Origin of the sequence: Methylobacterium sp. WL18 (assembly GCF_008040015.1) — a bacterium.
Classification (GTDB): domain Bacteria; phylum Pseudomonadota; class Alphaproteobacteria; order Rhizobiales; family Beijerinckiaceae; genus Methylobacterium; species Methylobacterium mesophilicum.
The window spans coordinates 1-10,249 of the sequence record NZ_VRVD01000114.1 but is presented as its reverse complement, the minus strand read 5'-3'; the positions used below and the strand labels follow the sequence as shown (position 1 = coordinate 10,249).

Sequence of the window (10,249 nt, the reverse complement as noted above, 5' to 3'; positions counted from 1 at the left end):
CGTGGGCCAGATCGACAGCGCCGCGCTGGCGGCGGTGCGGGGCGGCTTGCCGCCGGCGCCCCCCGGCGTGACGCAACCGAGCCTTTCGGTGACGATCCCGCTCAACTATCGCGTGCGCTGAGAGCGAATAGACGACACGCGGCGAGGCAGAGGCGCCGGTTTCGATTGAACAGGCGCCTCACGATCCGGGACGAATACGTTCCACTGTCCAGCACGATCAACAGGCCGGATTCGCCATCCGGCGCGGGAGCGTGCTAATGCCTTTGCGATCACGGCCTCGAACAGTCGTCTCAGGACGGCGCGGCGGGGCGGATCATCCGGCCTTGCCCCTCCACCCCTCGAACAGGCCGGACCCGCTCCAGAAGACCGTTCCCGCGCGCGACGCGCAGGACGCGGTTCCGCTGGACCGGGGCGAAAGGCATAGGATGAGCGACGAGACTGAGACCGACCTCGAAGAGGCCGAGGACATCCGCGACGCGGAGGCGGAAGCCAAGACCCGGGCCGACAACCGTGCCGAGCGGGCGGAGCGGGCCGAGCGCATGGCCCGCGAGGGCGCGCAGGCGATGGCCGAGCACCACGCGTCGATCAAGGCGATCGACGAGCGGACGCTGAAGCTGCGTTCCCTGCGTCTCGCCAAGGAAGCGGCCGAGGCCGAGGTCAAGGCCGCCGAGGTGCAAGCCAAGGTTGCCGAGAAGGAAGCCAAGGCCGCCGCCAAGATCGCGAGCAAGACTGCAAAAGGTGCCGCCAAGAAGGCCGCGCCGAAGAAAGCCGTCGCGAAGGACTGAGGGCCGATGGCCGACGATCGCAACCGCCGCCGCTTCACCGATCCGCGCGCGGCCGCCGAGGCGGCTTTCAAAGCCGCCACGACCGCCAAACCCGCCGCTGCCCCTCCACCACCCGCGCCGTCGGCTCCCCGCCCGACGGCGGTCCCGGGCGCGCGCGAGATGGTCACCCTGCGCCTCGACAGCGCCGTGCTGGCCCATTTCCAGAAGGACGGCCCGGGCTGGCAGGACCGCGTCAACGAGGCGCTGAAGACCCTCGTTCCCGCTGACGACGCGTAGAGCGGATCGGGACTTCCCGGTTCGATGGCGGGTTCCTCGAAGGCGCCGGGGGTTCGCGGCCGCTTGCGCGCGCCGTCGATTCCATCCGAGCCGGCCGACCGCTTATGACGGGGTCCGTGGGCTGTGCTCGTCCCCCGAAGGTCTTGGCGTGCGATGTTGCGCTGATACGCCGGGCCGGCCTCATGGTGCCCGCGTCCACGTAGCTGTTTACGGTGAACCGGCTTCCGATTGGGTAGCGAGCGGCCTCGCGCATCGTGCCGGTTGTCGGACCACCAGGACAGAGCGGGATCTTGGCCTGGTTCCGATCAGCGCCCCGCCGACCCGATCCCCGGATTCGGGGTCTTCCGGTTCGCCACTCCGGGCAGAGGATGCGGCGCGCTCGGGACCTTCCTGTCCCCGAACAGAAACGGGACATTCCCGAAAGTCGGGGCCGAAGGTAATGGCAGAGGGCGAACACGCGATCCGGTTGGCAAGCAGTTGCCCACATATGCTTCTGCGGAAGGTGCGGGTCCCAGCCCTTCCAAGGTGTTTGCCGTGGTGGTCTGCATATGACCGTCCCGCTTGGCCTGCGACCCCTGTCCCATGTAGAGGCCGTCCTGAAGACAGCCTCGTCATCCCGGGGCCGCGAAGCGGAGCCCTGGATCAAGAACCATTGTTGGATCAATGACTTGCGCTGCCTGCGGATCTGGATCCCGGGCGCGCCTGCGGCGCCCCGGGATGACAGAGTGGGGGCTGAAGCGTCTGCGGAAATTTGCCATCCTGACGAGTGATTGGCGCATACCGTCGGACCTAGCCTGCGTCTCTGAGCCGGACCGTTACCCTCGCGGCTCGATCGCCGTCATCGTTTGCCCGAACGTTGGCGACAGCACGCGGCCGAGAATGCGGCCGAGTTGATCGGCCGAGTATGGCTTGTGGATCAGCTCGAAGCCGTGCAGCCCGTCCTGGGCCAGGACATGGCTGTAGCCGGTCGCGAGCAGCACCGGGAGTTTCGGCATCCGGCGCTGGAGCAGCCGCGCCAGCGCGATGCCGCCCATGCCGGGCATCACCACGTCGGAGAACACTGCGTCGTATCCGGCGCCGTCCGGGCCGAGCTTCTCGATCGCATCCTCGGCGTTCGCCGCCCAGGTCGCCCGGTAGCCGATATCCTCCAGGATCTGGGTGGCGAAGCGCCCGACCTCGACGTTGTCCTCGACGATCAGGACGTGCTGGCCGCCGCCCGACGGGAAACCCTCGCGGAGATACGGCACCGCAAGGTCCTCCGGTGCCACGATGTCGATCTCCGGCAGGTAAAGCGTGAAGGTCGTGCCGCCTCCGACGACGCTGTGGACCTCGATGTCGCCGCCGGATTGCTTGGCGAAGCCGAACACTTGGCTGAGCCCCAGTCCGGTGCCCTTGCCCACTTCCTTGGTGGTGTAGAACGGCTCGAAGATGCGGCTGAGCATGTCCGGTGCGATGCCGGTGCCGGTATCGGTGAGCGACACCGCCGCGAACGGACCCAGGGCGGCCGCGTGGCCGCGGATCGGCGGCAGGGCGCTCGCACAGGTCAGCCGAAGCGTGAGCGTACCTGCGCCGTCCATGGCGTCGCGGGCGTTGACCGCCATGTTGACCAGGGCGGTCTCGAACTGACTGAGATCGGCTTTCACGTAGCAGGGTTCGGCCGGCAGTTCGGTGCGCACCTGGATGCGCGCACCCGTCAGGGTGTCGAGCATGTCGGCGACGCCGCGCAGGCGCTCGCCGACTTCGAACGCCTCGGGCTTGAGCGTCTGGCGCCGGGCGAAGGCCAATAGCTGGCTCGTCAGCTTCGTGGCGCGGTCGACCGTGTCGGACACGGCATCCATGTAGCGGTCGCGCCGGTCGGCCGGCAGGTCGGGACGGCGTAGGAAATCCACCGACGAGCGGATGATGGTCAGCAGGTTGTTGAAGTCGTGGGCGACGCCGCCGGTGAGCTGGCCGACCGCCTCCAGCTTCTGCGACTGGCGCAGCGCCTCCTCCGCCCGGCGCAGCGCGTCGGCCTGCTCGTGCTGTGCGGTGGTATGCCGGCCGGTGCCATAGATCTGCCCGTCCTCGAACGCCCCCGTCCAGGCGAAGCGGCGATAACTCCCGTCCGCGTGCCGCAGACGGGACTCGAACGGGACGCTCACGGGAGCCGTCACGATGCCGGCCAGGGCAGCGTGGGCCGCAGCGAGGTCGTCCGGGTGGATGAAGGCGAAGACCTTCTGCCCGACGAGATCGACTGCGCCCCAGCCGAGCAGGGTCGTCCAGGCGGCATTCACGGCCGCCACGACGCCATCGGCATCCGCCATCACGAGCAGATCCGGGGAGAGCCGCCACGCCCGGTCGAGGGCGCGGGCGCGTTCCGCCACCCGGACCTCCAGCGTCTGATTGAGGTCCTGCAGGGCGATCCGGGCCTGGTCCGCGTTGCGGCGGGCCTCCAGAAGGTCACGCTCGTAGCGGCGGCGGTCCGAGGCATCGAACACCGTGATCCGGATGAAGCGGATGGCGCCCGCGTCGTCCCGGCGGACGACCGCGTTGGCGATGACCGGCAGCGCCGTGCCGTCGCGCCGCACGAGATCGAACGCCACCTCCTTGAACGATCCCTGCAGGCGCAGGAGCGGGGCGAAATGGGTCTCGTAGTAGACCTTGCCTGCAATGGTCAGCAGGTCGAGGAACCTGCGTCCGACGAGATCCGCGGCCTGATAGCCCAGCCAGGCGGCCAGCGTCCGGTTGACCCGTGAGAACCGCCCGTCCGGCAGGGCCGAGGCGTAGCCGCACGGGGCGTTCTCGAAGAGGTCTTCGAGGTCGTCGACGGCCGGCCCGGAAGCGCAGTGCGGCGCGTCGCCCTCAACCGCCAAGGACGAAGGCCTCGATCGCCGCGATGGTCTCCTCCGGGGCGCTCAGGTTCGGGCAATGGCCCGACGCCTCGAAATGGACCAGCGTACTGTTCTGCAGCTTGCGATGGACGTACGCGCCGACCTGCTGCGGCGCGACGATGTCGTCCGAGCACTGGATGACGAGGCAGCGGGCGGTGACGCCATCCAGGTCGGCCCGGTTGTCCGACAGGAAGGTGGTCCGGGCGAAGCGCTTGGCGATCTCGGGATCCGTGCGGCAGAAGCTGTTGGTCAGTTCCTGCCCGAGTTCCGGCCGGTCGGGGTTGCCCATGATCGCCGGGGCCATCGCGTGCGACCATCCCATGTGGTTGCTGTCGAGGAAATCGAGCAGTTCCTCCACCTGCGCCTGGCTGAAACCGCCGACGTAATCGCCGTCGTCGACGTAGCGCGGCGACGGGCAGACCAGGACGAGGCTGTCGAACAGGTCCGGCGCCCGCTTCCAGGCAAGGATGCCGATCATCGCGCTCACCGAATGGCCGACGAACACGCCGCCCTTCACGCCGAGCGCGCGCGACAGCGCCACGACGTCGTCGGCGTAGCCCGCCAGGGTTGCGTATTTCGCCGGGTCGTAGGCCGACAGGTCCGACCCGCCGGCGCCGACATGGTCGAACAGGACAGTCCGGAACCGGTCCTCGAACGCGGGCGCCACGAAGCGCCACATGTTCTGGTCGCAGCCGAACCCGTGGGCGAAGACCATGGCGGTCTCGCCGGATCCCGCGACCCGCACATTGTGACGTTGGAGGACCGACACGTCCGCTCCCTTCGATCGCGTTCCGGTCTAAGGCCGTTTCCGATCGCGAAGCAATCCGGAGGGTCACTGAGCCCGTCATGGAACGCTCGGTTCGACGCGGCGAGCATCGCTCACGGCGGCGAGCACCCCGCGCCCTCGGATAAGCTTGGGCGCTGTCCTGGGACTGGCGGCCGTCTCGGCTACGCCGAGGCCTGCGCGTTGTCCCGAACCTCAGGAGCCGCTGTCCCGGTCGATCCTTCCGCTGCACTGGGTCCCCGGCCACGTGCCTGCGATCCGCGCATCACCGGCTCAGGATCCCGCGCGGCCGCCGCAGCCGACGACCGCGCGGGGTAGCGGAGTGCGTCAGCGGATTCCGCCGCTGGCGGTGATCACCTCGCCGGTCAACCAGCGGGCGTCGTCGGATGCCAGGAACGTGACCACGCCGGCGATGTCGTCCGGACGTCCGGCGCGGCCGAGCGGCGTCTGGGCGATGAAGCCGGCCTCCATCTCGGAGCCGACGATGCCGGCCGTGTGCGTGCCCTCGGTCACCACGAAGCCCGGGCTGACCACGTTCACGCGAATCCGGCGGGGCGCCAGCTCGTTGGCCAGGACGCCTGAGATCGCGTTCAGCGCCCCCTTGGTCCCGGCATAGGCCGCGGCGGCGGGTGTGTGCACGTGGGTGATGGCCGACGAGATGTTGATGATGCTCGCGCCCTCGCCGAGATGCGGCGCGGCGGCCTGGCTGGTCAACAGGACGCCCAGCACGTTGACGTCGAACAGCCGGCGGTAATGCGCCTCCGTGATCTCCTCCAGCGTCGCGAATTCGTAGACGCCGGAATTGTTGACCAGCACGTCGAGCCGGCCGAACTGTTCCACGGCCGCCGCGATCAGGCCCTGCGCCTGCCCAGCCTTGGACACGTCGCCCTGCACCGCGACGGCCTTGCCGCCCTCCGCGGTGATGGCCGCGGCCACGGCCTCGGCATCCGCCCGGCTGCTCGCATAATTGACCACGACCGCGGCGCCCTCCCGCGCCAATGCCTTGGCGATCCCGGCCCCGATGCCCTTCGATGCGCCGGTGACCACGGCGACCTTGCCCTCGAGCTTCGACATGTGTGCTAACCTCGACCCGGGACCGGCGCCGGTATGGCCACCTTAGTCCCATAGTTCGGAAATTCGGAACTAACGAGGCGCGGATCAAGACCCCACATGCGAAAATCATGAGGCCGCTGTTTCACCCCGCTATCGAGGACATCCAACCGGAGGCGATCCTCCACGCCCTGTCCGATCCGAACCGGGCGGCGATCTTCGCGCGGATCATGCGGACGGGTTGCGTCGAGGCCTGCTCGGCCGTCTCCGCGCTGGGCGATCGGGTCATCCCGAAATCGTCGCTGTCCACGCACTTCAAGGTGCTGCGCGAGGCCGGCCTGATCCGGAGCGAGCGCCACGGGGTGGAGATGCGCAACCACTCGCGCTGCGCCGAGGTGGAGGCGCGGTTTCCGGGCCTGCTGGCGGCGATCATCAACGCCTACGCGTCGGACGCCTGCAAACACGCGCGCGGGCCCGACGCGTAACGTTCGGCATCAAAGAGCGCCGACCCGGCCGCGCCACCCGTCCGGGTCGGTCCGGGCCGTAGACAAGATCCCCTCCCCCAGACGGCCAGCACCGGCCGAGGCTCGCCGCAGCCTCATTGCCGGCTCACGCACACGTTTGTTCGCCGCGCCGACGGCAACCCGAGCGCATGGCGCAACATATGTTTGTCTATCGCGCCGACTTAAGCGCGGCAATTGGCTGCAAAACTAACATCGTTTGGTTTATGCTCTTCAAGATGGCCATCGTCGGCGCAAAAAACGCGTCCTGATCGCAAGAATACTGAACCGATCCTGCCAAACGCGGTTGATCGGATAGCGCGGCGGGATACCCCGACGGTATCGAGGCCGCACCAGTTTGCGCGCCTAAAGCCGGCGCCCATCATCAGCGCGAGGAGCAAACCGCATGTACTACCTCGACAAGCGCCTCCAATACCCGGTCAAGGTCGATAGCCCGGACCCGATCTACGCACGGATGCTTCAGCAGGCGATCGGCGGGATCGAAGGCGAGATCCGAGTCTGTATGCAGTATTTCTTCCAGGCGTGGGGCAATCGCGCGCCGACCACGAAGTATCGGGACATGCTGCTCAACACCGCCACGGAGGAGCTGGGCCATATCGAGATGCTCGCCACCGCGGTGGCGATGAACCTCGAGACCGCCCCGACCAAGGTGCAGGAGGCGGGCGCCGCCGACGCGATCGTCGGCGCCGTGATGGGCGGCGAGAACCCGCGCCACGTCGCCGAGGGCATGCTGCACAAGACCCTGCTGTCCGCCGGCATGGCGGCTTTCCCGGGCAATTCCGACGGCCTGCCCTTCGACATGAGCCACGTCTACGCCAGCGGCAACATCGCCGCCGACATGTACTGCAACGTCGCCGCCGAGAGCACCGGGCGGGTGCTGGCCGTGCGGCTGTACAACGCGACCAACGATCCCGGCATGCGCGACATGTGGAGCTTCCTCATCGCCCGGGACACGATGCACCAGCAGCAATGGCTGGCGGTGATCGAGGAGCTGGGCGGCCATGCCGGCACCCTGCCGATCCCGAACTCCTTCCCGCAGGAGAAGGAGAACCAGAAGTTCAACTACAACTACTTCTCGTCCTCGGCCGACGGCTCGCCGCCGCCCGAAGGCCGCTGGACCCAGGGCCCGTCCCTCGACGGCAAGGGCGAATACAGCATCGTCCAGAACCAGCCGATGGGTCAGGAGCCGGTGCTCGGCCCGGCACGGCCCGACAGCGCCGCCCAGTCCCAGCAGATCGGCTGATCGCTCAGCTCCCCAGGGCCGGGGCGCGGAGTCCGGCCCCGGGGCGCAATCAGGGCCTGCGGACAGAAAAACTCCGGAGTTCCGGCCGGTCCGACGACGATCGGACGACGAACAGAAGCGGGAAGAACGCCCCCATGAAGGCACTGGTCTGGCACGGCACGCGTGACGTCCGCTGCGACACGGTCCCGGACCCCGAGATTGAGGACGGGCGCGATGCGATCATCAAGGTGACGAGCTGCGCGATCTGCGGCTCGGACCTGCACCTCTACGACCACTTCATGCCGGGCATGAAGTCGGGCGACATCCTGGGCCACGAGGCCATGGGTGAAGTCGTCGAGGTCGGCAAGGACAACAAGGCCCTGAAGGCCGGCGACAGGATCGTCGTGCCGTTCACCATCACCTGCGGCCAGTGCGACCAGTGCCGGCGGGGCAACTTTTCGGTGTGCGAGCGGTCCAACCGCAACAAGGCGCTCGGCGATACCGCGTTCGGGCACACCACCGCCGGCCTGTTCGGCTACACCCATCTCACCGGCGGCTACGCGGGCGGCCAGGCCGAGTACCTGCGCGTGCCGTATGCCGACGCGACGCACATCAAGGTGCCGGACGGCATCTCCGACGAAAAGCTCCTGTTCCTGTCCGACGTCTTCCCGACCGGGTGGCAGGGCGCGGTCCAGTGCGACATCCAGCCGACCGACACGGTGGCGATCTGGGGCTGCTGGGCTGTCGGCCAGATGGCGATCCGCTCGGCGATCCTGCTCGGCGCAAAGCGTGTCATCGCGATCGACCGCGTCCCGGAGCGCCTGAGGATGGCCGAGGCCGGGGGTGCCGAGGTGATCGACTACAACACGGAATCCAACATCGTCGGCCGCCTGAACGACATGACCGACGGCAGGGGCCCGGAGAAGTGCATCGACGCCGTCGGGCTCGAAGCCCATGCCATGGGCGCGGTCGATGCGGTCTACGACCGGCCAAGCAGGCGATGATGCTCGAGACCGACCGGGCCCACGTGCTGCGCCAGATGATCATGGTCTGCCGTCCGGCCGGCGTGCTCTCGGTCCCGGGCGTGTATGGCGGCCTGATCGACAAGTTTCCCATCGGCGCGCTGATGAACAAGGGTCTGACGGTCCGCACCGGGCAGACGCACGTCAATAGGTGGACACCGGACCTGCTGCGGCGGATCGAGGCCGGGCAGATCGATCCGTCCTTCGTCATCACCCACACCATCGGGCTGGAGGACGGCCCGGAGATGTACCGGGTGTTCCGCGACAAGCAGGACGGCTGCATCAAGGTGGTGATCCGGCCATGAGCGACAGACAGCATTCGCAGGCGACCCGGGGCGCACCGGGGCGCGGTCCCGAGACCGGGCACGACGCGCTGGCGCGCGGGCTCGGCTGGTTCTCGATCGGCCTCGGCCTCCTGGAGCTGACGGCCCCGCGCGGCCTGTGCCGGGCGCTCGGCCTGCGCGGCCGGGAGTCGCTGGTGCAAGCCTACGGCGTCCGTGAGGTCGCCACCGGCGTCGCGATCCTCATGAGCCATGATCCGACGCCCTGGATCATCGGGCGCGTCGGCGGCGACGCGCTGGATCTCGCCACGCTGGCGACCGGCTTCGAAGGCGACAACCCGAAGCGCACGAACCTCGCCGCCGCGACCGCCGCCGTGGCGGGGGTGACGGTCCTCGACGTCCTATGTGCGCAAGGGCTGATCGGGCAGAAGCGTCTGTCACCCCCCGGGACCTTCGATTACGGCGACCGGAGCGGCTTCCCGCGTGGCGCCCGGAGCATGCGTGGCGCCGCCTCCGACTTCGAGCCGCCGGCGGATTTCCGCATCCCGGAGCCGCTGCGGCCGTGGTCGGGCGAGCGCGTCGGGCCGGGGAGCTGAAGCATCGTTCCGAAAGGGTGGCCGCCGGCTCGGATATGCGGCACCATGGGCTAGGGCCGTTCCCGCAGAATCCGCATCACCGCCCGGTCGAGGGCCGAGAGGAACGCCGAGCGGTCGGCGCGGGAGTACGGCGCCGGACCGCCCGTGATCGTGCCGGCCTCACGCAGGGATTGCATCAGGTCGCGGGTGGCCAGCGCCATGCCGATCGAAGACTCGCTGAACGGCTTGCCGGTGAAGGCCAGGACCGTAGCGCCGGCCTTCACGCAGCGGGCGGCCAGCGGCACGTCGGCGGTGAGCACGATGCTGCCGCGCCCGGCCCGCTCCGCGATCCAGTCGTCGGCGGCGTCGAGGGCGGAACCGACGACGACGCGTACGATCCAGGGCTCGCGCGGCAGGTTGAGCACGCTGTTGGCGACGACGTGGACGGTGAGGCCGTAGCGCGCGGCCACCCGGTAGGTCTCGTCCTTCACCGGGCAGGCATCGGCATCGAGATAGATCGTCGGCCGGTTTTCCGGAGTGCTCATCGCCGGGGCACCAGCTTCGAGGTGAAGCCCGCCAGGATCAGGAGCGCCCCGAGGGCGAACTGCCAGCGCTCGATATCGCCGCCGATCGACAGCACCACCGCGCGGCCGATGACGATCAGCCCGAGCAGCGGAAAGCCGAAGCGCACGGCCATCTTGACGACAACCAAGACGGTCCGGGGTCTGGCCTGGGCTGCTGCCATCAGCGGATCGCCGCGACCTTGCGCGGGGCCGGCTCCTCGGTCACCGCGGTTCCGGCCTCGTCACCGCGCTCCAGCGTCGCCACCGACAGCGGTGCGCCGCGGCCGCGCAGGGCGTGGG

Annotated in this window: 10 protein-coding genes and 2 pseudogenes; 7 read left to right on the top strand and 5 right to left on the bottom strand. The window is 68.9% G+C overall.

Annotated elements, in window-relative coordinates; translation table 11 throughout:
- The 3 genes and pseudogenes from FV228_RS34165 to FV228_RS11310 all read left to right on the top strand — a co-directional run.
- A pseudogene (locus FV228_RS34165) lies at positions 1-121 on the top strand (protein TolA); the annotation flags it as partial.
- A gap of 304 nt (positions 122-425) precedes the next feature.
- Positions 426-785 (top strand): hypothetical protein, encoded by a 360-nt coding sequence (locus tag FV228_RS11315; protein ID WP_147854719.1) that lies wholly within the window; start codon positions 426-428, stop codon positions 783-785.
- Positions 786-791: 6 nt separating this feature from the next.
- Positions 792-1,061: a BrnA antitoxin family protein gene (locus FV228_RS11310; protein ID WP_147854718.1), complete on the top strand. Its 270-nt coding sequence runs from the start codon at positions 792-794 to the stop codon at positions 1,059-1,061.
- An 815-nt stretch (positions 1,062-1,876) separates the two neighbouring features.
- Here the strand turns inward: FV228_RS11310 and FV228_RS11305 are convergent.
- The 3 genes from FV228_RS11305 to FV228_RS11295 form a co-directional block, all read right to left on the bottom strand.
- Complete coding sequence (locus FV228_RS11305; RefSeq protein ID WP_147854717.1) at positions 1,877-3,913, bottom strand: PAS domain S-box protein; 2,037 nt, start codon at positions 3,911-3,913, stop codon at positions 1,877-1,879.
- Positions 3,903-4,700, bottom strand: a complete 798-nt coding sequence (locus tag FV228_RS11300) for an alpha/beta hydrolase (protein ID WP_147854716.1) — start codon at positions 4,698-4,700, stop codon at positions 3,903-3,905. The genes FV228_RS11305 and FV228_RS11300 overlap by 11 nt, the downstream gene beginning before the upstream one ends.
- Positions 4,701-5,042: 342 nt before the next feature.
- Positions 5,043-5,789 (bottom strand): glucose 1-dehydrogenase, encoded by a 747-nt coding sequence (locus tag FV228_RS11295; protein ID WP_147854715.1) that lies wholly within the window; start codon positions 5,787-5,789, stop codon positions 5,043-5,045.
- 107 nt (positions 5,790-5,896) lie between these two features.
- Here FV228_RS11295 and FV228_RS11290 point away from each other — a divergent pair, with 107 nt between their 5' ends.
- The 4 genes and pseudogenes from FV228_RS11290 (at position 5,897) to FV228_RS11275 (ending at position 9,407) form a co-directional block, all read left to right on the top strand.
- On the top strand, positions 5,897-6,250 hold the full coding sequence (locus FV228_RS11290; RefSeq protein ID WP_147854714.1) for a helix-turn-helix domain-containing protein: 354 nt from the start codon (positions 5,897-5,899) through the stop codon (positions 6,248-6,250).
- A 421-nt stretch (positions 6,251-6,671) separates the two neighbouring features.
- Positions 6,672-7,529 carry a manganese catalase family protein gene (locus FV228_RS11285; RefSeq protein ID WP_147854713.1) on the top strand — a complete coding sequence of 286 codons (858 nt, stop codon included), beginning with the start codon at positions 6,672-6,674 and terminating at the stop codon, positions 7,527-7,529.
- 134 nt (positions 7,530-7,663) lie between these two features.
- Positions 7,664-8,835 (top strand): annotated as a pseudogene (locus FV228_RS11280) (zinc-dependent alcohol dehydrogenase).
- Positions 8,832-9,407 carry a cyclase dehydrase gene (locus tag FV228_RS11275; protein ID WP_147854712.1) on the top strand — a complete coding sequence of 192 codons (576 nt, stop codon included), beginning with the start codon at positions 8,832-8,834 and terminating at the stop codon, positions 9,405-9,407. Before FV228_RS11280 ends, FV228_RS11275 begins: the two are co-directional and overlap by 4 nt.
- Positions 9,408-9,457: 50 nt before the next feature.
- Here FV228_RS11275 and FV228_RS11270 read toward each other — a convergent pair whose 3' ends face one another.
- Together FV228_RS11270 and FV228_RS11265 are read right to left on the bottom strand one after the other, a co-directional pair.
- Positions 9,458-9,931 (bottom strand): YaiI/YqxD family protein, encoded by a 474-nt coding sequence (locus FV228_RS11270; RefSeq protein ID WP_147854711.1) that lies wholly within the window; start codon positions 9,929-9,931, stop codon positions 9,458-9,460.
- Positions 9,928-10,131: a hypothetical protein gene (locus FV228_RS11265; RefSeq protein ID WP_147854710.1), complete on the bottom strand. Its 204-nt coding sequence runs from the start codon at positions 10,129-10,131 to the stop codon at positions 9,928-9,930. Before FV228_RS11265 ends, FV228_RS11270 begins: the two co-directional genes overlap by 4 nt.
- Positions 10,132-10,249 lie beyond the last annotated feature (118 nt).

What these genes read in the sequence shown, in the direction of transcription:
- FV228_RS11315 (WP_147854719.1), top strand. Translation starts at nt 426, where the DNA reads ATGAGCGACGAGACTGAGACCGACCTCGAAGAGGCCGAGGACATCCGC.
- FV228_RS11310 (WP_147854718.1), top strand. Translation starts at nt 792, where the DNA reads ATGGCCGACGATCGCAACCGCCGCCGCTTCACCGATCCGCGCGCGGCC.
- FV228_RS11295 (WP_147854715.1), bottom strand. Translation starts at nt 5,789, where the DNA reads ATGTCGAAGCTCGAGGGCAAGGTCGCCGTGGTCACCGGCGCATCGAAG.
- FV228_RS11290 (WP_147854714.1), top strand. Translation starts at nt 5,897, where the DNA reads ATGAGGCCGCTGTTTCACCCCGCTATCGAGGACATCCAACCGGAGGCG.
- FV228_RS11285 (WP_147854713.1), top strand. Translation starts at nt 6,672, where the DNA reads ATGTACTACCTCGACAAGCGCCTCCAATACCCGGTCAAGGTCGATAGC.
- FV228_RS11275 (WP_147854712.1), top strand. Translation starts at nt 8,832, where the DNA reads ATGAGCGACAGACAGCATTCGCAGGCGACCCGGGGCGCACCGGGGCGC.
- FV228_RS11270 (WP_147854711.1), bottom strand. Translation starts at nt 9,931, where the DNA reads ATGAGCACTCCGGAAAACCGGCCGACGATCTATCTCGATGCCGATGCC.
- FV228_RS11265 (WP_147854710.1), bottom strand. Translation starts at nt 10,131, where the DNA reads ATGGCAGCAGCCCAGGCCAGACCCCGGACCGTCTTGGTTGTCGTCAAG.